The organism is Arthrobacter sp. Dra40 (assembly GCF_059091905.1).
The window spans coordinates 1-26,735 of the sequence record NZ_JBNHHB010000020.1 but is presented as its reverse complement, the minus strand read 5'-3'; the positions used below and the strand labels follow the sequence as shown (position 1 = coordinate 26,735).

Sequence of the window (26,735 nt, the reverse complement as noted above, 5' to 3'; positions counted from 1 at the left end):
CGGTGGTGCCAAGCGGCGGCAAATGCGGACAGTGGTTGTCCGCAAAGCCGCCCGCCGTGACCGATGTAATACAAGTTCGAACGAATTTTCGATTAGAGTAGATACCGTGCTAAAAGCGAGTGAAACGTCCGTCCCGGCGACCGATTCGGAGTCCGCCACCCCCGTTTCCCACCCCGCGGATATGTCACGTTTGGTCGTCAAGGGCGCCCGTGAGCATAACCTCCAGAACGTCAGCGTGGATCTGCCCCGCGACTCCATGATCGTTTTTACCGGGCTGTCCGGCTCCGGAAAGTCGTCCTTGGCTTTCGACACGATCTTTGCCGAGGGCCAGCGCCGGTACGTGGAGTCGCTGTCCTCCTACGCGCGCATGTTCCTGGGGCAGGTGGACAAGCCGGATGTCGATTTCATCGAGGGACTGTCGCCTGCGGTGTCGATCGACCAGAAATCCACCAGCCGGAACCCGCGCTCCACCGTCGGCACCATCACGGAGATTTACGACTACCTGCGCCTGCTGTGGGCCCGGGTGGGCCGGCCCTTCTGTCCGCAGTGTGGTGAGCCTGTGGAGAAGCAGACGCCGCAACAGATTGTGGATCAGCTGCAGGAGCTGCCCGATGGGACGCGCTTCCAGGTCTTGGCACCGGTGGTGCGCGGCCGCAAGGGCGAGTTCGTCGACCTGTTCAAGGAACTGAGTGCCAAAGGTTTCTCCCGCGCCAAGGTGGACGGCAAGCAGGTGCAGCTGTCCGAACCGCCGAAGCTGGGCAAGCAGTACAAACACACCATCGAGGTGGTGGTGGACCGGCTGGTGGCCAAAGACGGTATCCACCAGCGCCTGACGGACTCGGTGGAGACAGCCCTGGCGCTGGCGGAAGGCCGGGTGCTGGCCGACTTCGTGGACGTCGACGAGGACGACCCGGACCGTACGCGCGCCTTCTCCGAACACTTGGCGTGCCCGAACGAGCACCCGCTGGCCATCGACGAGATCGAACCGCGCTCGTTCTCGTTCAACAATCCGTTTGGCGCCTGCCCCGCCTGCACCGGCATTGGCAGCAAGCTCGAAGTCGACGTTGACTTGGTGGTCCCGGATCCGGACCGGAGCCTGGCCGACGGTGCCATCGCCCCCTGGTCGCTCGGCAAGGCCACCCAGGAGTACTGGACCCGTCTGCTCGAAGGTCTCTCGCACGAGCTCGGATTCTCCATGGACGAGCCGTGGAAGAACCTGCCGAAGAAGGTCCGCGACGCCGTGCTGCTCGGCAAGGACTTCAAAGTGGTGGTGCAGTACCGCAACCGCTTCGGCCGGGAGCGCAAATACTCCACCGGCTTCGAAGGCGCCTTCCAGTACATCCACCGCAAGCATGAGGAAACCGAGTCCGAAATGGCCCGGGACCGCTACAAGGAGTACATGCGGGAAGTGCCGTGCCCGGAGTGCAACGGCGCACGGCTGAATCCTGCCTCGCTGTCCGTGCTGATCAACGGCAAGTCCATTGCGGACGTTTCCGCCCTGCCGCTGCGCGAGGCCAGCTCCTTCCTGGACGGCTTGGACCTGACGGCCCGCGAGGCCCAGATCGGCCACCAGGTGCTCATCGAGATCCAGGCGCGGCTGCGCTTCCTGCTGGATGTGGGCCTGGAGTATCTGAACCTGGAGCGGGCGGCCGGCACGTTGTCCGGCGGCGAGGCACAGCGCATCCGGCTGGCCACCCAGATCGGTTCCGGCCTGGTCGGCGTCCTCTACGTGCTGGACGAGCCTTCGATCGGTCTGCATCAGCGGGACAACCGGCGGCTGATCGAGACCTTGACTCGGTTGCGCGATCTGGGGAACACCCTGATTGTGGTTGAGCACGACGAGGACACCATCGCCGAGGCCGACTGGATTGTGGACATCGGACCGGGTGCCGGTGAACACGGCGGCGAAGTGGTCCATTCCGGATCCCTGCAGGAACTGCTGGAGAACACCCGTTCCATCACCGGCGACTACTTGTCCGGCCGCCGCCGGATTGAGCTTCCCGCCAAGCGCCGGAAGGTGGACAAGAAGCGCCAGTTGAAGGTGGTCGGTGCGCGCGAGAACAACCTCCGCGGCATCGATGCGCAGTTCCCGCTCGGCGTCTTCACCGCGGTCACCGGGGTCAGCGGCTCCGGCAAGTCGACGCTGGTCAACGACATCCTCTACAAGGTGCTGGCGAACAAGCTCAACGGGGCCAAGCACGTGGCCGGCCGGCACACCAGGGTGGAAGGGCTGGACCAGCTGGACAAGGTCATCCACGTGGACCAGAGCCCGATCGGCCGCACCCCCCGCTCCAATCCGGCCACCTATACGGGTGTCTTCGACAACATCCGGAAACTGTTCGCCGAGACCAACGAGGCCAAGCTTCGCGGCTACCTGCCCGGCAGGTTCTCCTTCAACGTGAAGGGCGGCCGCTGCGAAGCATGCTCGGGCGACGGCACGCTGAAGATCGAGATGAACTTCCTGCCGGACGTCTACGTACCGTGCGAGGTCTGCCACGGCGCGCGCTACAACCGGGAGACGCTGGAGGTCCACTACAAGGGCAAGACCATTGCCGAGGTGCTGGACATGCCGATCGAGGAGGCAGCGGACTTCTTCGCCGCGTTCACCCCGATTGCCCGCCACCTGCGGACCTTGGTGGACGTCGGGCTGGGCTATGTCCGGCTGGGCCAGCCCGCCACCACGCTGTCCGGCGGCGAGGCACAGCGCGTCAAGCTCGCCAGTGAACTGCAGCGGCGCTCGAACGGGCGCAGCGTCTATGTGCTGGACGAACCGACCACCGGGCTGCATTTCGAGGACATACGCAAGTTGCTGCAGGTGCTGCAGGGCTTGGTGGACAAGGGCAACACGGTGATCACCATCGAGCACAACCTGGACGTGATCAAGAGTGCCGACTGGGTAGTGGACATGGGTCCCGAAGGGGGCTCTGGCGGCGGTCAGATCATTGCCAGCGGCACACCCGAGCAGGTTGCGGCAGTCGATGGGAGCCATACCGGCCGGTTCCTGGCGGAGGCAATCGTTAACCAGTGAGCCGCGACGGGATGACATATTCCGCCGCAGGAATGGGTTCCGGCCGATCCGCGGATCTGTGGGAAAATGCCCGGGTGACTCATTTGCCTGCGCTGGTCTTGTTCGACCTAGACGGAACCCTAGTTGACCCCGCGGGCGCAATCACCAGTGGAATCGCCGGCGCTTTGGAGGCCGCCGGACTGCCGGTTCCACCGGAGGACATGCTGGGGACGTTGGTGGGGCCGCCGCTCGGCGATTCGTTGCGCGGCGCGGGCGTGCCGGAGGACAGGCTCGGCGAAGTGATCGCACTGTACCGCGCGGGCTACCGTGCGCACGGGATGGCGGCAAGCCGCGTGTACCCCGGCATCGCCGAATTGCTGGAGCGGCTGCTGACAGCGGGGATGACGTTGGCTGTTGCCACGCAGAAACCGACCGGCATCGCCCGCGACCTCCTCCGCCTGAAGGGCCTGGACACTTTTTTCGGGGGCATCCACGGAGCCGAGGGCGACGACCCGGCACCGCACGATCCGGGACTGGGCAAGGTGCCGATCCTGCAGGCAGCGCTGGAGGCCGCGGACGAGTTCGGTCCGGTGATGATGGTCGGCGACCGGCTTTACGACATGGCTGCTGCGCGCCATCTGGGCATTCCGGGCATCGGGGTCAGTTGGGGATTCGCCGCCGACGGCGAGCTGGAAGCCGCCGGTGCTTCCGCCGTCGTGCGTTCCGTGCCGGAACTCGAAGCCGTCATTGGACGGCTGGCGGTTGCGCAACCGGAGACTGCCTCGGCCGGGGGACCGGGACCGGCCGCATGAAAACCTTCGAAGTGACCCGTGCCTCGTTCCGGGCCGCCTTGCGTGGCAGCTGCCGGCCCACCATAGAAGGCATCGACAACTTTCCGGACGCCGGCCCGGTGATTGTCGCCCCGAACCACCTGTCGTTTTTGGACAGCATCATCATCCAGGCCATGATGCCGCGGAAGGTCGCCTTCTTTGCCAAGGCCGAGTACTTCACCGCGAGGGGGCCCAAGGGCGCCGCCATGCGCTGGTTCTTCAGCGGCGTGGGCTCAATCCCGGTGGAACGGGGCGAGCAGGCGGCCAGCGTGGCAGCGCTGCAGAGCGCGGTGGACGTGTTGGGGCGCAACGAGGCCTTTGGGATCTATCCTGAAGGAACACGGTCCCGTGACGGCAAGCTCTACCGCGGGCGAACCGGTGTGGGATGGCTGGCCCTGACCACTGGAGCGCCGGTGCTGCCGGTAGGGCTGATCGGCACCGAACAGCTTCAGCCCGCCGGGAAGATGTTGGTCCGGCCGAAACACTTCACCGTCCGGATCGGCCAACCGCTGTACTTCGAGCGGACCGGGCGGGGGCACTCGCTGCCGGCGCGCCGTTCCGCGACGGACCAGATCATGGACGCGATCGCGGACCTGACGGGCCAGGACCGCTCACACAGCTATAACAAGACGCCGTCGGACTGACCGGCCGGGCGGCAGATCAGGACTGAGATGACGAAGGGAGTGACCGACGATGGCTGATCCGGCGTCCTACCGTCCGCGGACGGGGGAGATCCCGACCAATCCCGGCGTCTATCGCTTCCGGGACGAGCACGGCCGGGTCATCTACGTGGGCAAGGCGAAGAACCTGCGGTCGAGGCTCAACAACTACTTCGCCAGTCCCAAGAACCTGCTGCCCAAGACCTATGCGATGGTGCATACGGCGGCCTCGGTGGAGTGGACCATCGTGGGCAGCGAACTGGAAGCCATCCAGCTCGAGTACACGTGGATCAAAGAGTTCACGCCGCGATTCAACATCATGTTCCGGGACGACAAGTCCTACCCCTACCTGGCCGTGACCATGGGGGAGAAGTTCCCGCGCGTCCAGGTGATGCGCGGTGAGCGGCGCAAGGGCGTCAAGTACTTCGGCCCGTACTATCCGGCCAAGGCAATCCGCGAGACCGTGGACACGCTGCTGCGGGTTTTCCCGGTGCGTAGCTGCAGCACCGGCGTGTTCAACCGCGCCCAGCGCACCGGCCGGCCGTGCCTGCTGGGCTACATCGACAAGTGCTCGGCGCCCTGTGTGGGCCGGATCTCGCCGGAGGACCACAAGGCGCTGGCAGCCGAGTTTTGTGCGTTCATGGGCGGGGAGGCCGACCGGTTCATCCGTGCGCTGGAAAAGAAGATGGCGGCGGCGGTGGCGGAACTCGACTACGAGGCGGCGGCCCGGCACCGCGACGATATCGCCGCGCTGCGGCGCGTCTTCGAACGCAATGCCGTGGTGCTCAGCGAAGACACCGACGCCGACGTGTTCGCGCTGGCGCAGGACGAGCTGGAGGCGGCAGTTCAGGTGTTCCACGTGCGCGGCGGCCGGATCCGCGGCCAGCGGGGCTGGGTGGTGGAAAAGGTCGAGGACCAGAGCACCGCCGACTTGGCCGAGCACCTGCTGCAGCAGGTGTACGGCGACGCCGACGGGCCGGACAGGATCCCCCGCCAGGTGATGCTGCCGCAGGAGCCGGAGAACGCCGCCGAGCTGCAGGCCTGGCTGAGCACTTTGCGCGGCAGCAAGGTGCAGATCCACGTGCCGAAACGCGGCGACAAGGCTGCCTTGATCTCCACCGTCCGGGAGAACGCCGAACAGGCCCTGGCGCTGCACAAGAGCCGGCGGGCCGGCGACATCACCACGCGCTCTGCGGGCCTGCAGCAGCTGCAGGAGGCGTTGGATCTTCCGGTCGCGCTGCTGCGGATCGAATGCTATGACATCTCCCATGTGCAAGGCACCAACGTGGTCGCCTCCATGGTGGTGGTGGAAGACGGGCTGCCGAAGAAATCCGATTACCGCCGCTTCGCGATCACCGGCGAGGCCGCCCGCGACGACACTTCGGCCATGTACGACGTCATCAGCCGGCGGTTCCGGAACTACCTGGTTGATCAGGGGCGCCTGGCCGCTCCTGCTGCCGCCAACGGAGCTGACGGAGCCGCTGCGGAGCAGCAGGCGCAGCCTCCCACGGACGGCGGGGACACCGCCGTCGTGCTGGAAGCGACAGCGCTGGAAGCGACGGTGCCGGGAGAGGGCGTGCCGAAAGAAACCGTGCCGCAAGAAACCGTGCTGGAAGAGACCTTGACGCCGGCGCCGAAGACCAAGTTCGCCTACCCGCCCAATCTGGTGGTGGTCGACGGCGGGCCGCCGCAGGTTGCCGCGGCCTCCCGCGCGCTGGCCGATCTCGGCATCAGCGACGTGTTCGTGGTGGGCCTGGCCAAGCGGCTGGAAGAGGTGTGGCTGCCCGGCGACGATTTCCCGGTGATCCTGCCGCGCACGTCCGAGGGGCTGTTCCTGCTGCAGCGCATCCGGGACGAGGCCCACCGCTTCGCGATCGCCTACCATCGGCAGAAGCGCGGCAAAGCCATGACCGTCTCCGTGCTGGACGGCGTGCAGGGACTGGGGCCGGCCAAGCGGAAGGCGCTGCTGAAACATTTTGGCTCGGCGAAGAAGCTGAAGGCGGCGAGCGTCGAAGAACTGCAGCAGGTACCGGGCATCGGCCCCGCGATGGCGGCGTCGCTGAAGCGGCAGCTGGCGCCCGGGGCCGCGGACGAGGGCGCGCCGGCAGTGAACATGGCAACCGGCGAAATCATCGAATCTTAGTTAGGCTAGAGCTGGAATCGAGGGGTGTGTGGTCGGGATGGATGGTATGACGATGACGGTGGACGAGGATTTGACGCCGGAGAAACCGGTGGAATCCGAACTCCTCGTGGTCACCGGCATGTCGGGAGCCGGCCGTACCACGGCAGCCCATGCGCTGGAAGACCACGGCTGGTACGTGGTGGATAACCTGCCGCCGCAAATGCTCGGCACGCTGGCCGAACTGGTGTCGCGGATGCCGCAGTCGCTGCCCAAGCTGGCCGTCGTGGTGGACGTGCGCAGCCAGAGCCTTTTCCGCGACATCCGCGAGGCGCTGCATGCCCTGGCCGCCAGCGGGATCCACTACCGGATGCTCTTCCTGGACGCCTCGGACGACGTTCTGGTCCGCCGCTTCGAACAGGGCCGGCGGCCGCACCCGCTGCAGGGCGATGGCCGCATTTCCGACGGCATCACCGCCGAACGTGAGCTGCTGAGCAGCCTGAAGGACTCGGCCGACCTGGTGGTGGAGACCACCGAGATGAACGTGCACGCCCTCGCCACGGCGATCACGGAACTCTTCACTGACTCCGGCCCCATCGTGCTGCGCATGAACGTGATCAGCTTCGGCTTCAAGTACGGGCTGCCGGTGGACGCCAACTTCGTCGCCGACGTCCGCTTCATTCCGAACCCGCACTGGGTTCCCGCGCTGCGCCCTTACACCGGGCTCGACGAGAAGGTCCGTGACTACGTGCTGGTGGATTCCGGCGCCGAAGAGTTTGTCAACCGCTACGTGGATGCGCTGGAGCCGGTGCTGGAGGGCTACCGCCGGGAAAACAAGCACTATGGCACCATCGCCATCGGATGTACCGGCGGTAAGCACCGGTCGGTCGCGGTGGCCGAGGAAATCGGCAAGCGGTTGGCCCAGTTGCCCAGTGTCAAGGTGACCGTCCAGCACCGGGACCTGGGGCGCGAATAGTGGCAATCCTGACCGGACCGTTGCCGCTGGTTCCGGTCCCGGGTACCTCCCGCAGCCGGACCGGGAAGGGCGGGGCGCCGCCGTCCGTCGTCGCGTTGGGCGGCGGGCACGGGCTGTCCGCCTCGCTGGGCGCGCTGCGCCTGCTGACCACCGAGCTCACCGCCATTGTCACGGTGGCCGACGACGGCGGATCCTCCGGCCGCTTGCGCGAGGAGTTCGGCGTGCTCCCGCCCGGGGACCTGCGGATGGCACTGGCCGCCCTGTGCGACGACACCGACTGGGGCCGGACCTGGCGCGACGTGATGCAGCATCGCTTCAAGTCGTCCCCGGGGTCCGAGCAGTCGCTGGACAACCATGCCCTGGGCAACTTGCTGATTGTCACGTTGTGGGAGCTGCTGGGGGACCCCGTGGCGGGCCTCAAATGGGCCGGCGCCCTGCTGGGAGCACGCGGCGAGGTACTGCCGATGGCCACCGTGCCGCTGACCATCGAGGGCGACGTGCTGGTGGAGGGCGAGGACGGGCGCTTGCGGAGCGCGCTGATCTCCGGCCAGTCCCGGCTCGCCGCGGCCGGACGGAACAGCCACGTCAATGACGTTCGCCTGCTGCCCGACGACGCCCCGGCCTGCGTCGAAGCGCTCAACGCCGTCGAACTTGCCGACTGGGTGATCCTGGGTCCCGGGTCCTGGTATACCTCCGTGCTGCCGCATCTGATGCTCAAGGAGATGCGCGAGGCGCTGTGCAACACCCCGGCGCGGCGGTGCCTGACCATGAACCTCTCGGTGGATACCAAGGAAACGTCAGGCATGACGGCGGCGGACCACCTGGCGGCGGTGAAGCGCTGCGCTCCCGACATGCGTTTCGATGTGGTGCTGGCCGATCCGCGGGTGATCGAAAACAGGGAGCGGTTCGAGGAAGCCGCCGGAGAACTCGGTGCGCGCGTGGTCTTCGGTAGAGTAGGAAGCTCAGGCGGACGCCCCGTACACGATCCGTTGAGACTGGCGAGTGCCTACCACGACATTTTCGGGGACAGCAAGGATTAGGTAAGGACAAGGTGCATGGCGCTGACCGCAGCAGTCAAGGATGAGCTTGCTCGCCTCGACATCAAGAAGTCCCAGGTCCGGAAGGCGGAGGTCTCCGCGACGCTCCGGTTCGCCGGCGGACTTCACATCATTTCCGGCCGCATTGTTATTGAGGCGGAAGTTGATCTGGCTGCGACGGCCCGGCGGCTGCGTACCGCCATCTCGGAAGTCTATGGCCACAGCGGCGACATCATCGTGGTCTCCGGCGGCGCCCTGCGCCGCGGGAACCGCTACGTGGTGCGCGTCGTCAGGGACGGAGAGTCCCTGGCCCGGCAAACCGGCCTGCTGGACGGCCGAGGCCGTCCGGTCCGCGGGCTGCCGTCCGTGGTGGTCAACGGTTCGGCGGCCGACGCCGAGGCGGTGTGGCGCGGCGCCTTCCTGGCGCACGGATCGCTGACCGAGCCGGGCCGTTCGTCCGCGCTGGAAGTCACTTGCCCCGGTCCGGAAGCGGCGCTGGCACTGGTTGGCGCGGCCCGCCGTTTGGGCATCGCAGCCAAGGCACGCGAGGTCAGGGGCGTGGACCGGGTGGTGATCCGGGACGGTGACAGCATTGCCGCGCTCTTGACCCGGATGGGCGCCCATGATGCGCTGATGGTGTGGGAAGAACGGCGGATGCGGAAGGAAGTGCGGGCCACCGCAAACCGGCTGGCCAATTTCGACGACGCCAACCTGCGGCGCTCGGCGCAGGCCGCGGTGGCGGCGGGTGCGCGCGTCGAACGGGCGCTGGAGATCCTCGGTGAAGATGTGCCCGAGCACTTGCGCTACGCCGGCGAACTGCGGGTGGCGCATAAGCAAGCCTCGCTGGACGAACTCGGCCGTTTGGCGGATCCGGCGATGACCAAGGACGCCATCGCGGGCCGGATCCGGCGGCTGCTTGCCATGGCCGATAAACGGGCGGCAGAGTTGCGGATACCTGGGACCGAGGCCAATGTGACCCCGGAGATGCTGGACGACTAGATACAGATTGGGCAGCCTGCCGGTCACGCCGGCGGCAACGGTCAACGAAGACCGGTTTCAGAGCTACCGGACGGAAACCTCCGTCCGGTTGGACAATCCGACCCAGCCGCGGACCGCGGCCGGGAGATGACGGAGGAAACCATGAGCACATACGAACTGCCCGAGCTCGATTATGATTACGCAGCCCTGGAGCCGCACATCTCGGCCCGGATCATGGAGCTGCACCACTCCAAGCACCACGCCACCTACGTGGCCGGCGCGAACACCGCGCTGGAGCAGCTGGCCGAGGCCCGCTCCAAGGGTGAATTCGGCAACGTGCCGAAGCTGTCCAAGGACCTGGCCTTCCACCTCGGCGGCCATACCAACCACTCGATCTTCTGGAAGAACCTCTCCCCGGAAGGCGGCGACAAGCCCACCGGCGAACTCGCTTCCGCGATCGATGAGTACTTCGGGTCCTTCGATGCGTTCCGCGGCCACTTCGGCGCCGCGGCGCTGAGCCTGCAGGGCTCGGGCTGGGCCGTGCTGGCCTACGAACCGCTGGGCGGCAACCTGGTCATCGAGCAGCTCTACGACCAGCAGGGCAACATCCCGGTGGGCACCATCCCGCTGCTGATGCTGGACATGTGGGAGCACGCCTTCTACCTGGACTACGTCAACGTCAAGGCCGACTACGTCAAGGCGTTTTGGAACATCGTCAACTGGGCCGACGTCGCCGCCCGCTTCGACGCCGCCCGGACCGGCGCTTCCGCGCTGATCACCCCGGCCAAGTAAGGCCGCACATATAAGGCACCGGCCGGGTGCGGATCACAAGGAAACCCCGCACCCGGTCATCATCTCCTCCAGGAGGTAGAGGCACATGAGTACTCGAGTTGGTATCAACGGATTCGGCCGGATCGGCCGCAGCTACTTCCGCGCAGCTTTGGCCAAGAAGGCGGATCTGGAAATCGTGGCCATCAATGACTTGACCGACGCGGAAACGCTGGCCCACTTGCTCAAATACGACAGCGTGCTGGGCATCCTGCCGGAATCGGTAGAGGTGGACGCCGGCAACCTCATTGTCGGCGGCCGGAAGGTGCGCGTCCTGTCCGAGAAGGACCCGGCGGCCCTGCCGTGGGGCGATCTCGACGTGGACATCGTGATCGAATCCACCGGCCGGTTCAACAAGAGCGGGGGCGCCCGCAAACACATGGAGGCCGGCGCCAAGAAGGTCCTGGTCTCCGCGCCCGCCAAGGACGAGGACATTACCATCGTGATGGGCGTCAATGACGGTGAGTACGACGCCGATGCGCACCACCTGATTTCGAACGCCTCCTGCACCACCAACTGCCTGGCACCGCTGGCCAAGGTGCTGCACGAGAAGTTCGGCATCGAGTACGGGCTCATGACCACCATCCACGCCTACACCGCCGACCAGAACCTGCAGGACGGCCCGCACCGGGACCTGCGGCGGGCCAGGGCGGCGGCCATTAACCTGGTGCCAACGTCGACCGGCGCGGCGAAGGCCATCGGCCGGGTGCTTCCGGAGCTGCAGGGTAAGTTGGACGGCTTCGCGGTCCGGGTGCCGGTGCCCACCGGGTCCATGACGGACCTGACCGCCACCCTGTCCCGCGAAGCGACGGTGGAGGAGGTCAACGACGCGTTCAAGGAGGCCGCCGCGGACCCGCACTGGGCCGGCATTCTCAGCTATACGGAGGACCCCATCGTGTCGTCCGATATCGTCACAGACCCGGCGTCTTCGATCTTCGACTCGGGACTGACTAAGGTTATGGGTAACCAGGTGAAAGTTGTTGGCTGGTACGACAACGAGTGGGGCTACTCCAACCGCCTGTTGGATCTGACTGTCCTGATCGCATCAAAGCTGTCCTAGGTACGGCACCACCCGTCCTCCGCACGAAGGTAGAAATGACTGCACATTCTCTCGATGAACTGCTGGCCGCCGGAGTCCGCGGACGCCACGTGTTGGTCCGCTCGGACCTGAACGTCCCGTTGGAGGGCGAATCGCCGGACCTGAAGGTGTCCGACGACGGACGCATCCGCGCCTCGCTGCCGGTCATCACCAAGCTGGCGGAGGCCGGGGCCCGGGTGATCGTGACGGCTCACCTCGGCCGGCCCAAGGGCGCGCCCGAGGAGAAGTTCTCGCTGCGCCCCGCGGTCGCCCGGCTGAAGGAGCTGGCTGCTGTCACGGTCAAGTTCGCCGAGGACACGGTGGGTCCGGCGGCCCGGGAGGCAGCGGCCGGGCTGCAGGACGGCGAAGTGCTGGTGCTGGAGAACGTACGCTTCGATCCGCGCGAAACCAGCAAGGACGACGCTGAGCGTGCAGCTTTTGCCGCCGAACTCGCCGCCCTCACCGGTGGCGACGGGGCGTACGTGGACGATGCGTTCGGGGCCGTGCACCGCAAACATGCTTCGGTGTTCGACATCGCCCGCCTGCTCCCGGCCTACCAGGGCGACCTGGTGCGGACTGAACTCCAGGTGCTGAACCGTCTCACCGAAGCCCCCCAGCGACCGTATGTGGTGGTGCTGGGCGGCTCCAAGGTCTCGGACAAACTGGCTGTGATCGAGAACCTGCTGGGCAAGGCCGACTACCTGCTGGTCGGCGGCGGAATGGTCTTCACCTTCCTCGCCGCCCAAGGATATAAGGTCGGTGCCAGCCTGCTGGAAAAGGACCAGCTGGACACGGTGCGCGGCTATCTCGCCCGTGCCAAGGAACTGGGATGCACCTTCATCTTGCCGACGGACATCGTGGTCGCGGAGAAGTTCGCCGCCGACGCGGCGTGGGAAGTGGTGCCCGCGGACAACATCGAATCGGCATCGTTCGGCGCCGCTGGCATTGGGCTGGACATCGGTCCGGAGTCGGCCGAAGCCTTCGCCCACCAGATCCATTCGGCAAATACGGTCTTCTGGAACGGGCCGATGGGCGTGTTCGAATTTGATGCCTTCGCCAACGGGACCCGCACCGTTGCCAAGGCGCTCACCGGCAGCGACGGCTTTACCGTGGTCGGCGGCGGCGATTCCGCCGCTGCGGTACGCACCCTGGGCTTCGATGACGACGCTTTTGGCCATATTTCCACCGGCGGCGGTGCCAGCCTCGAGTACCTCGAAGGCAAGGAACTGCCCGGCCTGGCCGCACTGGACCGCTGACGGCAGCCGGATCCCTCGCCGCTAGGCGAGGATGGTTCCGGTATTGCCCAAGCCACAGCGCGGCCCGGCCGCGCGAAACGACGCCCAGCACCACAGATGGAGACCGCAGTGACCACTTCGACCAACGGCAAGTTCGACCGCAAACCGCTGATCGCCGGCAACTGGAAGATGAACATGGACCACGTCCAGGGCATCACGCTGCTGCAGAAATTGGCCTGGACGCTCAGCGATGCCCGGCATGACTACAGCCGGGTGGAGGTCGCCGTCTTCCCTCCGTTCACGGATCTGCGCGGCGTACAGACGCTCGTCAACGGCGACGACCTGAAGCTCGTTTACGGCGCACAGGACCTCTCGCCGCATGACTCGGGCGCGTACACCGGGGACATCTCCGGGCAGTTCCTGGCCAAGCTGGGCTGCAGGTATGTGCTGGTGGGCCATTCCGAGCGGCGGGAAATCCACGGTGAGGACGACGCCCTGCTGAATGAGAAGCTGAAGGCGGCCTACCGGCACAAGCTAACCCCCATTCTGTGCGTCGGCGAGGGCCTTGGCGTGCGCCAGGCGGGCAACCACGTGGAGCACACGCTCAGCCAATTGCGTGCCGACGTGGCCGGCCTCGATGCCGAGCAGGCGGCCAGGTTGGTCATCGCTTACGAACCGGTCTGGGCGATCGGTACGGGGGAGGTGGCCGGTCCTGAAGACGCTCAGGAGATGTGCGCCGCCATCCGCGCCGAGATGGCCGTGCTCTTCGACGAGAGCGTGGCAGCCGGCGTCCGCCTGCTCTACGGCGGGTCCGTGAAGGCGGGCAACGCTGCCGCAATCCTGAATGAGCGCGACGTCGACGGCGTGTTGGTTGGCGGGGCCAGCCTGGATGCGGGCGAATTTGCTAATATTGTCAGGTTCGAACACCATCTGCTGACAAAGTGATGTCTGCCCGCCACTGGGATATCCCGACAGCTGACGAAAGGCCACTGTGGAAGCTCTGAAGATCACTCTGCAAATCCTGCTCGGCATCACCAGCCTGCTGCTGACCCTGCTCATCCTGCTCCACAAGGGGCGCGGCGGCGGCATGTCCGACATGTTCGGCGGTGGCATGACCACCAGCCTGGGATCGTCCGGCGTCGCAGAGCGGAACCTCAACCGGTTCACGGTGGTTCTGGGACTGGTCTGGGGCACCGTCATCGTGGCGCTCGGCCTCATGATGCGTTTCAGCGCGGAATCCTAAGCGGCTTTTCTTCCCGCCCCGCCGCTTTCCGGACCGGTTTCGGCTTAGCCGGAATTCCGAGAGACTTTGCCCAACCCCCTTAACCCTGCGCTGTTCCCACCGTAGACTGGTGCCCGATGCAGGGGGCATCCTTTCTGGTAATCGGGGGCAAAACATGGTTGATCCGTCGAATTCCTTCCGGGCCGTCCGGGTCGGTTCCGAAACGGGCGCCGGGCTTGCCGGTTGGCAAGCCGTGACGGGCCGGACGGTGGTGCCGGTCACCAAAGTCCCGGTCACCTACTGGTGCCCGAAGGGACACCAGACCACACCGGTTTTCGCCAATCTCAGCGAAGCCGACATCCCCACATCGTGGGATTGCCCGCACTGCGGCCAGACGGCCGCCAGGGAGCCCGGCGGGAGCGGTACCGAGGCACGCAGCAGCGACGAGCCCTACAAAAGCCATCTGGAGTACGCCAAGGAACGGCGCAGCCCGGACGAGGCCGAGGCCGTGGTGGAACAGGCGCTGGAGAAGTTGCGGCGGCGACGGCGGGAAGCACTTCGTCGGGCCGAGTCAGCCCGCCAGCGCCAGAGCGACTAGAGGCCCGCACCGGGCCATCTTCGACACGTCGACGGCACACCGTCGACGGTCGCGGTCGACGGTCGTGCCGGCCGACGGCAGAATCAGGCTCCTAATCGTCGCCGTTGTCGGCCGGGGAGAGCAACGCCTCCGGCAGCTTGGACGCCGCGTCTTGATCCAGCAGCCATACGGTGCGCTTGCGTCCGCGTGCGCCGGCAGCAGGAACCTGCACCGGGCTGGCACCGGCCAGGGCAAGCCCCACCGCGCCGGCCTTGTCACTGCCGCCCACCACCAGCCACACCTCGTCCGCGGAATTGATCGCGGGGAGCGTGAGGGACACGCGCTCCGGCGGCGGTTTCGGCGCATCGGTTTCGCCAACCGCGGAGCGGTCTTCCGTACGGATACCGGCCATTTCGGGAAACAGCGAGGCAATGTGTGCGTCAGGGCCGACGCCGAGCAGCAGCACATCAAACTTCGGCACCGGGCCACTCGTTCCCTCATCGGCCGCAGCCTGTCGGAGGGCTGCGGAGTACGCGACGGCGGCCGCCTCCGGGTCGGCGTATTCGCCGGCGGCGCCGAATGGGTGCACTCGGGCTGGATCCAGGGGGAGCCCGTCCAGCAGCGCTTCGCGCGCCTGCCGCTCGTTGCGGTCCGGGCTGTCCTTCGCGACGAAGCGTTCGTCGCCCCACCAGACATTCACCTTCGACCAGTCGAAGCCGGCGGGGAGTCCAACCGCGGCGACCGCCTTCAGTGTGTTGATACCCAAGCTGCCGCCGGTGAGTACCACGGTGGCTTCGCCGCGTTCGGACTGGACGGCTGCCAGCCGCTCGACCAGCCGCTGGGCGGTCGCACCCGCTAGGGCGGCGAGGTCCGTATGGACTACGACATGTGGTTCAGCGTTCACTGCGGCGCACGCTCCTCAAATTGGTCCGGGGCAATCCATCGATCAACACTTCACCGAACACCTCGTCCGGGTCGAGCCGGCGAAGCTCTTCGGCCAGGCATTCTTCCAGCGGCCGGCGCGGCAGCGAGATCCGTTGGACCGGCTGGCCCGGCATCAGCAGCTCGGCCACGCTGGGACCGGGACGCAGGATGCGGATCTCGCCGGTGGTCCGCGAGATTCGCACGCCCCTGATGCCGGTGCCCGCGAGGTCCTCCACGATGGTCACCGGCGCGTTCAGGGCCAGCGTCAGCCACGCCGCCAGCAGGACGGTGCTGGGGGAGTCGGATGCCCCCTCCACCGCAACGGCCGTCACCGGCGCCGGCTCCACTTGGTCAAAGACTGCGGCCAGCTGGACACGCCAGCTGGTCAGCCGCGTCCAGGCCAGATCCGTATCGCCCGCGGTGTAGGTGTCGCGCAGGCTGAACAGCGCCTGCTGCGGGTCGGTCTCATTGCCGGAATCCGTAATGCGGCGGTGGGCGATTCGACCGATCGACGTGCGCGAGGCATCCTGGGGCATGCCGTGCGGCCACCAGGCCACGATCGGGGCATCGGGCAGCAGCAGGGCGGCCACCAGGGACTCGCTTTCGGCAGCCAGCTGGCCGTAACCGTACAGCACGATGACCTCGGCTGCTCCGGCGTCGCCGCCGACCCGGATTTGGGCATCGAGGCGGGTGTTCTGCTCCGACCCTGCATCCACCAGCGCAATGATCCGGCAGGGATGTTCGCGGCTGGCGGCATTGGCAGCGAGGATGGCCTCCTCCTCATGGCCCAGCGAGGTCACCACCACCAGGGTGAGCACGCGACCCAGTGCCACAACGCCGCCCTGCTCGCGCATGGCCACGATCTCTTTCGAGACCTTCGACGTGGTGGTGTCTTTCAGGTCCTTGATCACGGCCTTCTCCAAGTGCGTCCGTCGCGGGCCAGCAGTTCATCGGCCGACGCCGGTCCCCAGCTGCCGGGGGAGTACGGCTCCGGCCGGGTCCGGCTCTCGGCCCAATATTCCTCGAACGGGTCCAGGATCTTCCACGAGAGCTCGACTTCCTGGTGCCGCGGGAACAGCGGCGGCTCACCGAGCAGTACGTCCAGGATCAGCCGCTCGTAGGCCTCGGGACTCGACTCGGTAAACGCATGCCCGTAGCCGAAGTCCATCGTGACGTCGCGGACTTCCGTTTGGGTCCCGGGCACCTTGGAACCGAAGCGGATGGTGACCCCTTCGTCCGGCTGTACCCGGATCACCACCGCGTTTTGGCCGAAGTCATCCTCACTGTGGTTCGGGAACAGCAGGTTCGGGGCCCGCTTGAATACGACGGCGATCTCTGTCACCCGTCGGCCCAGTCGCTTGCCGGCGCGCAGGTAGAACGGAACACCGGACCAACGCCGGGTGTGAATGTCCAGTCGCAGCGCAGCATAGGTCTCGGTGACCGAATCGGGATTGAAGCCTTCTTCCTCCAGATAGCCGGCGACCTTTTCACCGCCCTGCCAGCCGCCGGTGTACTGCCCCCGGGCCGAGTGGGTCGAGAGATCCTTGGGGAGCTTGACGGCGGCCAGCACTTTTTCCTTTTCCGCCCGCAGGTCCTCCGCATTGAAGGAGATCGGTTCCTCCATGGCGGTCAAGGCCAGCAGTTGGAGCAGGTGGTTCTGGATGACGTCGCGAGCCGCGCCGACGCCGTCGTAATAGCCCGCACGGCCGCCAATGCCGATGTCTTCCGCCATGGTGATCTGCACATGGTCCACATAGTTGGCGTTCCAGAGCGGTTCAAACAGTTGATTGGCAAAGCGAAGCGCCAGCAGGTTCTGGACGGTCTCCTTGCCCAAATAGTGGTCGATCCGGAATACCGCGTCCGGCGGGAAAACCGATTCAACGATATTGTTCAGCTCGCGTGCGGACTGCAGATCATGGCCGAAGGGCTTCTCGATGACCACCCGACGCCACGGCGTGCCGGGGTCGTCTTCGGTGGCCTGAGCGAGGCCGTGCGAGGAGAGCATCTGGCACACCTGCTCGAAGGCCTTGGGCGGGATCGAGAGGTAAAAAGCGTGGTTTCCCTGGGTCCCGCGTTGTTCATCGAGCTCCTTCAACGTGGCCCCCAACTGCTCGAAGGCCTCGTCGTCGTCGAACGCTCCTTCGACAAACCGGATGCCGGCAGCCAGATGCGTCCAGATGTCCTCGCGGAACGGGGTCCGGGCGTGCTGCTGCACGGACTCCTTCACCTGGGCCGCAAATTCGGCGTCGTCCCACGGCCGACGGGCAAAGCCGACCAGCGCGAAGCTGGGCGGCAGCAGTCCGCGGTTGGCCAGGTCATAAACCGCCGGCATCAGCTTCTTCCGCGCAAGGTCTCCGGTAACACCGAACAGCACCAGGGAACACGGGCCGGCAATGCGGTCAAGCCGGCGGTCGCGTGGGTCCCGCAGCGGGTTGGCCGGACGGCGGGGTGGAGTGGAGGGCGCCATGACTACTTTCCGGCGAGTTGAGAGACGGCGTCGATCACCTGGCGCAAACCCGCCCCACGGTCAGCCAGATGAAGGCGCAGGACAGGTCGGCCGGCGTCGCGCAGGACGTTGGCGTCGCCGGCTGCCTGGGCGGCAATGAGTTCGCCGAAGCTGAACGGGCGACCCGGGATGGGGATGTCCGCGGCTGCTTCGCCGGTCAGTTGCAGGTAGACGCCGGTGGCCGGTCCACCCTTGTGGAACTGGCCGGTGGAGTGCAGGAAGCGCGGTCCCCAGCCGAACGTCACTGGACGGCCGCTGGCTTCGGCCAGCAGGGGACGGATCCGTTCCAGTTCGGCTTGGCCGAAGCGGTCCAGATAGGCCTGCACGCTGACATAGCCGTCCGGCCCCAGTTTGCCCAGCAGGTCCCGGAGCGCGTCCTCCAGCGAGCTGCCCATGGCCAGTCCGCTGCCGCGTACCTGGACGGCACCGTCGGTGAAGTCGGGAAGCATGGCCTCCGGGCGCTCTTCCAGCAGTCCGCGCGCGGCGGCCTTGGCGGCCTCCACATCCGGCTGGTCGAAGGGGTTGATGCCCAGCAGGCGGCCGGCCACTGCCGTGGCGTACTCCCAGAGCAGCAGCTGGCTGCCCAGGCTGCCGCCGACGGCCACCTCATCAGCGCCGAGGGTCACCTCGTGATCGGGCGAGACCAGCCGGACGACCAACACATCGGCGGCTTTGGAAACTGCCTCGGGATCACCGGAGTTGACCACCACCGGCAGCAGGCCGGTGCCCAGCTTGCCGGTGGACTCGGCAATCAGCTGTTCGGCCCAGTCGCCGAAGCCCACAATGCCGGAGCCTTCGTCGACAATGGCCACCTTGTTGCGCAGCGGCTCGGTGCCGGCCAACGCCGCACCCAGTGCCAGGGCCATGTTGTCGGCGGAGTCCTCGGAGAGCACTTCGGCGGCCTCTTCGGCGTCGTCCAGCAGTCTTTCAATGTCCACACCGGCCAGCCCGGAAGGAACCAGCCCGAAAGCGGTCAGCGCGGAGTAGCGCCCGCCGACGTCGGGATCGGCGTTGAACACCGCCCGGTAGCCGGCGTCCCGGGACGCCTGATCCAGCGGTGACCCGGGATCGGTGACCACGATGATCCGCGAAGCGGCGTCCAGGCCGGCGTCGGAAAATGCCTGTTCGAAGGCCCGGCGCTGCGAATCTGTTTCCAGCGTGGAACCGGATTTGGACGCCACGATGATCGCGGTGTCAGCAAGCCGCTCCGCCAGCGCGGCAGCCACCTGCTGCGGATCCGTGCTGTCCAGCACGGTCAGCTCCACCCCGGCGGTGTTGGCGATGACTTCGGGTGCGAGCGAGGATCCGCCCATCCCGGCCAGCACGAACCGGGTCACGCCTTCGGCGGCAAGCTCCCTGCGGAGCTCAAGAATGTCCGCCACCAACGGCCGGGAGAGCGCCGCGGCGTCCACCCAACCGAGGCGGATTGCGGCCTCCGCTTCTGCCTCCGGGCCCCACAGGGTATTGTCCTGGGCGGCAATCCGGGACGCGACCCGATCCTCGACCAAGGTGTCGATGTGCCGGCGGACAGCGGCCAGCGCAGCTCCCGATGCTTCGAAGGCCAGCGAGCTCATGCCTTCGGAGCCCCCGGCGCCGAGTCCAGGGCGTTCTGGACGGTCTCCCGCAGCTGCTGCCAGCTGGTAACGAACTTCTCCAGGCCCTCGTCCTCGAGCAGTTCGACCACTTCGTTATAGGAAATGCCGACCTTGGCGATCTGGTCCAGCACCTTGTTGGCTTCCTGGTAGCTGCCGGTGACCCGGTCGCCCTCGATCTTGCCGTGGTCGGCGACGGCTTCCAGCGTTTTCTCCGGCATGGTGTTGACCACGTTGTTGGCCACCAGTTCGGTGACGTACAGAGTGTCCGGGTAGTCCGGGTTCTTCACCCCGGTGGAAGCCCACAGGGGCCGCTGCGGCCGGGCACCCGACGCGGCCAAAACCTGCCAGCGTTCGGTGGCGAACTGCTCTTCGTAGATCTGGTACGCCAGCTGTGCATTCGCGACGCCGGCCTTGCCCTTCAGCGCGGTGGCTTCCTCGGTGCCGATCGCGTCCAGGCGCTTGTCGATCTCGCTGTCCACCCGGGACACGAAGAAGGAGGCCACCGAGTGAAGGCTGGCGAGGTCCTTGCCGTTCTCCTTGGCCTGCTCCAGCCCCAGCATGAACGCGTTGATCACTTCGCGGTAGCGCTGCAGCGAGAAGATCAGTGTGACGTTGACGCTGATGCCGGCCGCGAGGGTCTCGGTGATCGCTTCCAGGCCTTCGGTGGTGGCCGGAATCTTGATGAACGCGTTCGTCCGGCCCACGGCCTTTTGCAGGTGCTTGGCCTCGGCGACGGTGCCGCGGGTGTCGCGGGCCAGCCGCGGGTCCACCTCGATCGACACGCGGCCGTCCACGCCGTCGGTGTCCGTGGCGAGTGCGGAGAACAGGTCGCAGGCTTCGGCCACGTCGGCCGTGGTGATCGCGAAGACCGCCGTGTCCACGTCGGCGCCATCGGCGGCCAGTTGGTTCACCTGTGCCTCGTAACTGCGGCCGTCCTGCAGTGCCGAGGCGAAGATGGACGGGTTGGTGGTGACGCCGACGACGTTCATCTCGTCGATCAGGGCCTTTAGGGTCCCGGAACTGATCCGTTCACGGGAGAGATCGTCGAGCCAGATGGAGACACCGGCATCGGAGAGAGCCTGGGTATTCGGGTTGGACATCGCGTCCTCCTTAGGAGTTGTTGATCTGTGCGAGCGAGTCGCGGGCGGCTTCGACAACAGCCTCGGCCGTGATGCCGAATTCGCGGAACAGGGTCTTGTAGTCGGCGGAGGCCCCGTAGTGCTCCAGGGACACGCTGCGGCCGGCATCGCCGACCAAGCCGTCCCAGCACTGCGCGATGCCTGCTTCCACCGAGACCCGGGCCTTGATGCCGGCGGGAAGCACCGATTCGCGGTAGGCGGGGTCCTGGCGGGCGAACCACTCGAGGCAGGGCACGGAAACCACGCGGGTGGCAATACCCTCCGCCTGCAGCGTTTCGCGCGCCTGGACGGCCAGCTGCACTTCGGAGCCGGTGGCCAGCAGGATCACCTGCGGGGTGGCGTCCGTGCCGCCGGACTGCGCTTCGGCCAAGACATACGCGCCCTTGGCCACGTTGTCGGCGGAGGCGAAGCCGGCTTCTCCGCGGTCGTAGACCGGCAGGTTCTGCCGGGTGAGCACAATGCCGGCCGGGTTGCTGTGGTTCTCCAGCATCGCCTTCCACGCCTGCGCCACTTCGTTGGCATCGGCAGGGCGGACGACGTCGAGGCCCGGGATGGCGCGCAGGCTCGCCAGCTGCTCCACCGGCTGGTGGGTGGGTCCGTCTTCACCGAGGCCGATGGAATCGTGTGTCCAGACGTAGATGGAGGGAACGCCCATCAGCGCGCCCAGCCGGATGGCCGGCCGCTGGTAGTCGCTGAAGATCAGGAACGTTCCGGAGAAGGCCCTGGTGTTGGAGCTGAGCACAATGCCGTTGACGATGGACGCGGCCGCGTGCTCACGAATGCCGAAGTGCAGCACCCGTCCGTACGGGCCGCCGGACCACATCTCGGTCTGCCGCGACTCCGGAACAAAGGACGGAGCGCCTTCGATCGTGGTGTTGTTAGATTCTGCCAAGTCGGCCGAGCCGCCCCACAGCTCCGGGAGCACCGGACCGATGGCGTTGAGCACCTTGCCGGAAGCAGCGCGGGTGGACACGTCCTTGCCGGCGGGGAACTCGGGCAGCGCCTGCTCCCAGCCCTTCGGCAGCTCGGATGCCTGGACACGGTCCAGCAGTGCGGCGTTTTCCGGGTTGGCTTCCCGCCACGCCTCGTAGCCGGTCTCCCAGTCCGCCCGGGCCTGCTTGCCGCGTGCGGCAACCTGGCGCGCGTGGTCCAACACGTCCTGCTCCACGGCGAACTGCTGCTCGGGATCGAAGCCGAGCACTTCCTTGACGGCGGCGACTTCCTCGGCCCCCAGCGCGGAGCCGTGGATCTTTCCGGTGTTCTGCTTCTTCGGGGCCGGCCAACCAATGATGGTGCGCAGCGAGATGATCGACGGCCGGGACGTTTCGGCCTTCGCGGCCTTCAACGCCTCGAACAGGGCCGGAATGTCTTCGGCGTACTCACCGGTCTTGGTCCAGTCCACGCGCTGGGTGTGCCAGCCGTACGCTTCGTAGCGCTTGAGCACGTCCTCGGTGAAGGCAATGTCGGTGTCGTCTTCGATGGAAATCTTGTTGTCGTCATAGAGCACCACCAGATTGCCCAGTTCCTGGTGGCCGGCCAGCGACGAGGCCTCCGAGGTGACGCCTTCCTGCAGGTCGCCGTCGGATGCGATCACCCAGACCGTGTGGTCGAAGGGGCTCTCGCCGGCGGCAGCATCGGCGTCGTACATGCCGCGCGTGCGGCGCTGCGCATAGGCGAAGCCGACGGCGGAGGCGAGGCCTTGGCCCAGCGGGCCGGTGGTGATTTCCACGCCGGCGGTGTGCTTGTACTCCGGGTGGCCCGGGGTGAGCGAACCCCAGGTCCGCAGCGCCTTCAGATCCTCGAGTTCCAGGCCGTAGCCGGAGAGGAACAGCTGGATGTACAGCGTCAGCGAGGTGTGGCCGGGGGAGAGGACAAAGCGGTCGCGGCCCACCCACTCCGGGTCCGTCGGGTCGTGCCGCATGAACTGCTGGAAGATCAAGTAGGCGGCCGGCGCCAGGCTCATGGCCGTTCCGGGGTGGCCGTTGCCGACCTTCTCCACGGCATCGGCGGCGAGAACGCGCACCGTGTCCACCGCCCGCTGGTCCAGCGATGTCCACGACAATTCCTGATCTTGCATATGTGGCACCGGTGGGGCCCTTTCTGATCGACGTGGCAGCACCGACGGTCCGGAAAAGGCGCCCGCAACCGCGGACCCGCGGACCATTCGCCGTTGATACTGCCGTGAGCATTGTTGCGCCACATCCCGGCGGACTGGCGCTCGATCCCCACTCTATCCGTTGAGCCTGCAATGCGCAGGACGCTTTACGGTGCGTGCAGTCACACAGGCGCCCATTGTTTTGGTGTTGGTCGACTTGTTTTGGTGTTGGTCGACGCGGCCACCGCGTGGGTCGGTTTCTACGACAGATAGAAGGAGTATGATGTAGGTGCACCTTGACCCGCCCTAAGCGGCCGGGCGTTTTCGTGTGTCAGACGGACTCCAGCAGAACTGAGTGGTTTTTCCTTGAATATGCAGACCGTGCCGGACCAGGCGTTGGCCGTTCCGGCCAAGCCCGGCTTTTCGCGCAAGGCCAAAGCGTACATAGCGCTCACAAAGCCTCGTGTCATGGAACTCCTGCTGGTCACCACCCTGCCCACCATGATCTTCGCCCACGGCGGCTTCCCCGATCTTTGGCTGATGGCCGCCACGATGATCGGTGGCGCGCTGGCCGCCGGCTCCGCTGGCTCCTTCAACTGCTACATCGACCGGGACATGGACAAGCTCATGCACCGGACGGAGAACCGGCCCCTGGTGACCGGCGAACTCACTCCTCGCGAGGCTCTGGTGTTCTCCTGGGTGCTGGGTGTCGTGGCCGTAGCGCTGCTCTGGGTCGGGGCGAATCCGCTGGCCGGCCTGCTGGGCATCGGCGCGATCTTCTTCTACGTGGTCATCTACACGCTGATCCTCAAGCGCCGGACCTCGCAGAACATTGTCTGGGGCGGCGCTGCCGGATGCTTCCCGGTGCTGATTGCCTGGGCCGCAGTGACCAACACGGTGGCTTGGCCCGCCGTGATCCTGTTCATGGTCATCTTCCTGTGGACACCGCCGCACTACTGGCCGCTGTCCATGAAGTACAGCGACGACTACAACGCCGCCAACGTCCCGATGCTTGGCGCCATCGCCAGCGCGCGCCAGGTATCCGTGCAGGTTGTTCTGTACGCCTGGGCCACGCTGGTCTGCTCCCTGCTGCTGGCACCGGTCGGCGGCGCCGGCTGGGTGTACACCATCGTGGCGCTGCTCAGCGGCGGCTATTTTGTGTACGAATCGCACCGCCTGTACTCGCTGGCCAAGCGCGGAACCGAAACCCCCGCCGCCACGAACAAGAGCGCCATGCGGGTGTTCCACGGTTCCATCAGCTACCTGACGGTGCTGTTCCTGGCCCTAGCCGTAGACCCCTTCATCGGCGGCCCCGTCTTCGGCTGACCGCCGCCTTCTTCGCGACGGCGTTGGCTGCCGCCCGTCAACCACTCCCTTGTTTTGCGAACCCCTTGTTTTGCGAACCCCTTGGTTGCCTCCGGCCAGCTCGGACGGGTTTCGCAGGGCCTGTTGGTACCCCTCGCTAGCTGGATCTGGTTTCGCCGCGCCGGCGTCCCCCTGTGTCCAGGCGCCTCCCGCGCTGACCTAAGATAGCGGCATGAATCCCTTCCGCGGTCTCATTGCCTATCCGGTGACTCCCTTTCACGACGACGGCACCGTCAACTTTCCGGAGTTGGGCCGCCATGTGTCCGCGGTGGCCGCGTCACCCGTCGACGCAATCACCGTGCTGGGCAGTTCCGGAAACTTCGCCTATCTGGACCGCGCGGAGCGCAGGAACGTCATGACAGCGGCCGTGGAAGCGGCCAAGGCGGCGCGCCCCGGACTGCCGGTGTGTGCCGGCGTGAGCGCGGTGGGCACCCGGGAACTCCTGCAAAACATCGACGACGCCGCTGCCGCGGGTGTCGATGGGCTGCTCGTTTCCACAGTCTCCTACTATCCGCTGACGGACGAAGAGGTTGCAGCCCAATGCGTTGCGGCTGCACGGCAGTCGGCGCTCCCTGTGTGCCTGTATAGCAATCCCCGCACCACTCAGTTCAGCTTTAGCTTGGAGTTGGTGGCAGAACTGGCCGCTGAGCCGAACATTGTGGCAGTGAAGGAATCCGCGGCGGACGCGGACGTATTCCAAGCACGTTATGAACAGCTTCGCCGCGTACTGCCGGCGGAAGCGAGCGACTTCAGCCATGGCATGAGCGGAGACGCGCTGATCGCCGACGCCGGTTTTGCCGCCGACGCCTGGCATGGCGGACCGATCGCCGTCCTGCCGGCACACTACCGCTTGCTTCGCGATGCCCTGGAGGCCGGCGACGAGGAAGCGACGGCCGCGGCGCGCGCGGTGCTCGCCCCGTTGATGGGCTACTTCGGGACGCTGAGGCCGCTTAGCAACCTGTATGGCTTGGCCAGGGCAGCGGGCATCGACGCTGGCGACCCGCGCCTGCCGTTGCAACCGCTTCCCGGAAGCAGTCTTCGCGAACTGGCCCGACTGCTCGAAGGTATCGAGGCGTTCCGACCGGCCGAACGAGCAATGACGGGGGAGTAGCGCCCTCCAGGCTGGGCCAGCGGGGTCCACTGCGCGACCGCCGAGCAGGCAGACCCCTGTGTAGCCCCGCCGCGGCTCTGAGCCCGCCCCAATCTGCCCGCCCCACGGCCGTAGCGCCGCTACGCCCTCGACCCACCTGCGTTGTTGCGCAAGCCTGGCCCACCTCCTGTCACGCCACCACGGGCCTCCTGTCGCCCGGGGCACCTCCTTTCACACCACCGCGGGCCCTCCGCCACCACCGTAGAGTGGCCACGAGCCGAGGCGCCGGTCGAGGTGGCCGGGGCGCTCCATGGCGGTTTGGTCTCTGGCGGCTACCCCTGGGAGGCGCCACTGGGCACCTTCCCAAATTGTCGTACCCGGCTGGTTGAGTGGGGTTATGGATGGGATGGCAGAGCGGGAGCCGGTCGCTGGGGAGGGCCGGCTGTTGCCTACGCAGGAGGAGCGTGAGGCGGCGATCGCTCAGATTCTGGCCGGGATGAAACCGGCCCGGAAGGAACCGGTCCCGGTGCCGGAGCGGTGGCCGGAGCCGGTGTTCGAGCCGGGCCCGGACCCGTACGCGGGCCTGGAGATCCCGCCGGCCTCGGAGGAGGAGCTTGACCAGGGGAACCGGGCGTACCGGGAGGACTTCGCGGTTTGGGACCTGGACGACGAGACCGACCGGCCGCCGGGGGTGGGTGCGGTTCCGGCGGAGTTCGCGGAGCTGGCGAACCTGCCGGAGGGGTGCTGGCTGCCGGAGGGTTTGTTTGAGTCGAAAGCGAACGCGGACTATTATGCCGAACGCCTCGAAACGCTGGTGGCGGGTGCGGAGCCGGCGGTGCTGCTGGCTGTGCTGACGGGTTCGGCAACCGGCGGGTTGGGGTATCAGGAGACGGTGGAGCATCTGGCCGCGGTGCACCGGGTGAGGTGTTGGCTGGATGGCCGGGAGGTGGCGCTGGAGGAGCAGCTGGGTCGGAGGGCGCTGGCGCAGTTGCCGCCGCCGGGGCCTGGGTGCACCACGTTGCGGCAGCGGCAGTTGCTGGCTGCCACGTCCGCGGCCGAGGAGCTGGGCTGCCTGCTCGGCCTGCCCGAACAGCAGGCCCGCGCCCGGATGGACCAGGCCGCGGACCTGCACCGGTTGTTCCCCGCCACGCTGGCGGCGATGGGCGCCGGGGAGCTGGACCGGGAGCAGGCCGCGGTCATTGTCGTCCAGGGCCGGTCGTTGCCGGAGGAGGCGGCGGCCGGGTTTGAACAGGCCTTGTTGGGCCGGGTGAAGGGGAGGTCGCTGCGGTCTTTGCGGGACATGGCGCGGCGGCTGCGCGAGCGCATGCACCCGGAAACCATCACCGGCCGCCGCCGCACCGCGGAGCAGCGGCGGAACGTGGGCGTGGAGCCGGCGCCGGACGGGATGGCGTGGCTGAACGCGTATCTGCCGGCCGAGCAGGCCGCCGCGATCGATGACCGGCTCACCCGCGCCG

22 protein-coding genes are annotated in these 26,735 nt (G+C 66.8%); 16 read left to right on the top strand and 6 right to left on the bottom strand.

Annotated elements, in window-relative coordinates; translation table 11 throughout:
- The first annotated feature begins 181 nt into the window (after positions 1-181).
- From uvrA to AC5RWT_RS11505, 13 genes are all read left to right on the top strand, one after another.
- A complete protein-coding gene (uvrA, locus tag AC5RWT_RS11565; RefSeq protein ID WP_494080346.1) occupies positions 182-3,028 on the top strand; it encodes an excinuclease ABC subunit UvrA in 2,847 nt (948 codons plus the stop codon).
- Positions 3,029-3,102: 74 nt separating this feature from the next.
- Positions 3,103-3,819, top strand: a complete 717-nt coding sequence (locus AC5RWT_RS11560) for an HAD hydrolase-like protein (protein ID WP_494080345.1) — start codon at positions 3,103-3,105, stop codon at positions 3,817-3,819.
- On the top strand, positions 3,816-4,481 hold the full coding sequence (locus AC5RWT_RS11555) for a lysophospholipid acyltransferase family protein (protein WP_494080344.1): 666 nt from the start codon (positions 3,816-3,818) through the stop codon (positions 4,479-4,481). The genes AC5RWT_RS11560 and AC5RWT_RS11555 overlap by 4 nt, the downstream gene beginning before the upstream one ends.
- Positions 4,482-4,530: 49 nt before the next feature.
- A complete protein-coding gene (gene uvrC, locus AC5RWT_RS11550; protein WP_494080343.1) occupies positions 4,531-6,639 on the top strand; it encodes an excinuclease ABC subunit UvrC in 2,109 nt (702 codons plus the stop codon).
- 52 nt (positions 6,640-6,691) lie between these two features.
- Positions 6,692-7,591: an RNase adapter RapZ gene (gene rapZ / locus AC5RWT_RS11545; RefSeq protein ID WP_494044193.1), complete on the top strand. Its 900-nt coding sequence runs from the start codon at positions 6,692-6,694 to the stop codon at positions 7,589-7,591.
- On the top strand, positions 7,591-8,631 hold the full coding sequence (locus tag AC5RWT_RS11540) for a gluconeogenesis factor YvcK family protein (RefSeq protein WP_494043869.1): 1,041 nt from the start codon (positions 7,591-7,593) through the stop codon (positions 8,629-8,631). Before rapZ ends, AC5RWT_RS11540 begins: the two co-directional genes overlap by 1 nt.
- Positions 8,632-8,646: 15 nt before the next feature.
- Positions 8,647-9,627, top strand: a complete 981-nt coding sequence (whiA, locus tag AC5RWT_RS11535) for a DNA-binding protein WhiA (RefSeq protein ID WP_136785264.1) — start codon at positions 8,647-8,649, stop codon at positions 9,625-9,627.
- A 141-nt stretch (positions 9,628-9,768) separates the two neighbouring features.
- Entirely contained in the window at positions 9,769-10,398 is a 630-nt protein-coding gene (locus AC5RWT_RS11530; RefSeq protein WP_494080342.1) for a superoxide dismutase, read from the top strand.
- 85 nt (positions 10,399-10,483) lie between these two features.
- Positions 10,484-11,494, top strand: coding sequence for a type I glyceraldehyde-3-phosphate dehydrogenase (gap, locus tag AC5RWT_RS11525; RefSeq protein WP_494080341.1), 1,011 nt, complete (start codon positions 10,484-10,486; stop codon positions 11,492-11,494).
- Positions 11,495-11,529: 35 nt separating this feature from the next.
- Positions 11,530-12,768 carry a phosphoglycerate kinase gene (locus AC5RWT_RS11520; RefSeq protein WP_494080340.1) on the top strand — a complete coding sequence of 413 codons (1,239 nt, stop codon included), beginning with the start codon at positions 11,530-11,532 and terminating at the stop codon, positions 12,766-12,768.
- Between the two features lie 108 nt (positions 12,769-12,876).
- Positions 12,877-13,692, top strand: a complete 816-nt coding sequence (gene tpiA / locus AC5RWT_RS11515) for a triose-phosphate isomerase (protein ID WP_494080339.1) — start codon at positions 12,877-12,879, stop codon at positions 13,690-13,692.
- Positions 13,693-13,738: 46 nt separating this feature from the next.
- Entirely contained in the window at positions 13,739-13,990 is a 252-nt protein-coding gene (secG, locus tag AC5RWT_RS11510) for a preprotein translocase subunit SecG (protein WP_127515609.1), read from the top strand.
- A gap of 154 nt (positions 13,991-14,144) precedes the next feature.
- Positions 14,145-14,567 (top strand): RNA polymerase-binding protein RbpA, encoded by a 423-nt coding sequence (locus AC5RWT_RS11505; protein WP_494080338.1) that lies wholly within the window; start codon positions 14,145-14,147, stop codon positions 14,565-14,567.
- Positions 14,568-14,658: 91 nt separating this feature from the next.
- On the opposite strand, the gene pgl is transcribed toward AC5RWT_RS11505, so the two are convergent.
- From pgl to tkt, 6 genes are read right to left on the bottom strand one after another with little or no spacing between them, the layout of a single operon-like run.
- On the bottom strand, positions 14,659-15,450 hold the full coding sequence (gene pgl / locus AC5RWT_RS11500) for a 6-phosphogluconolactonase (RefSeq protein ID WP_494080337.1): 792 nt from the start codon (positions 15,448-15,450) through the stop codon (positions 14,659-14,661).
- Positions 15,440-16,381: a glucose-6-phosphate dehydrogenase assembly protein OpcA gene (locus tag AC5RWT_RS11495; protein WP_494080336.1), complete on the bottom strand. Its 942-nt coding sequence runs from the start codon at positions 16,379-16,381 to the stop codon at positions 15,440-15,442. The genes pgl and AC5RWT_RS11495 overlap by 11 nt, the downstream gene beginning before the upstream one ends.
- Entirely contained in the window at positions 16,378-17,937 is a 1,560-nt protein-coding gene (gene zwf / locus AC5RWT_RS11490; RefSeq protein WP_494080335.1) for a glucose-6-phosphate dehydrogenase, read from the bottom strand. The genes AC5RWT_RS11495 and zwf overlap by 4 nt, the downstream gene beginning before the upstream one ends.
- Positions 17,938-17,939: 2 nt before the next feature.
- Positions 17,940-19,550 carry a phosphoglucose isomerase-related protein gene (locus tag AC5RWT_RS11485; protein ID WP_494080334.1) on the bottom strand — a complete coding sequence of 537 codons (1,611 nt, stop codon included), beginning with the start codon at positions 19,548-19,550 and terminating at the stop codon, positions 17,940-17,942.
- Entirely contained in the window at positions 19,547-20,671 is a 1,125-nt protein-coding gene (gene tal, locus AC5RWT_RS11480) for a transaldolase (RefSeq protein WP_494043859.1), read from the bottom strand. The genes AC5RWT_RS11485 and tal overlap by 4 nt, the downstream gene beginning before the upstream one ends.
- A gap of 10 nt (positions 20,672-20,681) precedes the next feature.
- Positions 20,682-22,787, bottom strand: coding sequence for a transketolase (gene tkt, locus AC5RWT_RS11475; RefSeq protein WP_494044192.1), 2,106 nt, complete (start codon positions 22,785-22,787; stop codon positions 20,682-20,684).
- Positions 22,788-23,177: 390 nt separating this feature from the next.
- On the opposite strand from tkt, the gene AC5RWT_RS11470 reads away from it, so the two are divergent.
- The 3 genes from AC5RWT_RS11470 to AC5RWT_RS11460 form a co-directional block, all read left to right on the top strand.
- The gene (locus AC5RWT_RS11470) at positions 23,178-24,131 is read left to right on the top strand and encodes a heme o synthase (RefSeq protein WP_494080379.1); all 954 of its coding nucleotides are present in this window, start codon (positions 23,178-23,180) and stop codon (positions 24,129-24,131) included.
- Positions 24,132-24,342: 211 nt separating this feature from the next.
- A complete protein-coding gene (locus tag AC5RWT_RS11465) occupies positions 24,343-25,281 on the top strand; it encodes a dihydrodipicolinate synthase family protein (protein WP_494080333.1) in 939 nt (312 codons plus the stop codon).
- Between the two features lie 376 nt (positions 25,282-25,657).
- A partial coding sequence (locus AC5RWT_RS11460; RefSeq protein WP_494080332.1) for a DUF222 domain-containing protein occupies positions 25,658-26,735 on the top strand: 1,078 nt, incomplete at its 3' end.

What these genes read in the sequence shown, in the direction of transcription:
- uvrA (WP_494080346.1), top strand. Translation starts at nt 182, where the DNA reads ATGTCACGTTTGGTCGTCAAGGGCGCCCGTGAGCATAACCTCCAGAAC.
- uvrC (WP_494080343.1), top strand. Translation starts at nt 4,531, where the DNA reads ATGGCTGATCCGGCGTCCTACCGTCCGCGGACGGGGGAGATCCCGACC.
- AC5RWT_RS11485 (WP_494080334.1), bottom strand. Translation starts at nt 19,550, where the DNA reads ATGAGCTCGCTGGCCTTCGAAGCATCGGGAGCTGCGCTGGCCGCTGTC.
- rapZ (WP_494044193.1), top strand. Translation starts at nt 6,692, where the DNA reads ATGACGGTGGACGAGGATTTGACGCCGGAGAAACCGGTGGAATCCGAA.
- gap (WP_494080341.1), top strand. Translation starts at nt 10,484, where the DNA reads ATGAGTACTCGAGTTGGTATCAACGGATTCGGCCGGATCGGCCGCAGC.
- zwf (WP_494080335.1), bottom strand. Translation starts at nt 17,937, where the DNA reads ATGGCGCCCTCCACTCCACCCCGCCGTCCGGCCAACCCGCTGCGGGAC.
- AC5RWT_RS11530 (WP_494080342.1), top strand. Translation starts at nt 9,769, where the DNA reads ATGAGCACATACGAACTGCCCGAGCTCGATTATGATTACGCAGCCCTG.
- AC5RWT_RS11555 (WP_494080344.1), top strand. Translation starts at nt 3,816, where the DNA reads ATGAAAACCTTCGAAGTGACCCGTGCCTCGTTCCGGGCCGCCTTGCGT.
- AC5RWT_RS11470 (WP_494080379.1), top strand. Translation starts at nt 23,178, where the DNA reads ATGCAGACCGTGCCGGACCAGGCGTTGGCCGTTCCGGCCAAGCCCGGC.
- AC5RWT_RS11465 (WP_494080333.1), top strand. Translation starts at nt 24,343, where the DNA reads ATGAATCCCTTCCGCGGTCTCATTGCCTATCCGGTGACTCCCTTTCAC.
- tkt (WP_494044192.1), bottom strand. Translation starts at nt 22,787, where the DNA reads ATGCAAGATCAGGAATTGTCGTGGACATCGCTGGACCAGCGGGCGGTG.
- whiA (WP_136785264.1), top strand. Translation starts at nt 8,647, where the DNA reads ATGGCGCTGACCGCAGCAGTCAAGGATGAGCTTGCTCGCCTCGACATC.
- AC5RWT_RS11520 (WP_494080340.1), top strand. Translation starts at nt 11,530, where the DNA reads ATGACTGCACATTCTCTCGATGAACTGCTGGCCGCCGGAGTCCGCGGA.
- AC5RWT_RS11505 (WP_494080338.1), top strand. Translation starts at nt 14,145, where the DNA reads ATGGTTGATCCGTCGAATTCCTTCCGGGCCGTCCGGGTCGGTTCCGAA.
- tal (WP_494043859.1), bottom strand. Translation starts at nt 20,671, where the DNA reads ATGTCCAACCCGAATACCCAGGCTCTCTCCGATGCCGGTGTCTCCATC.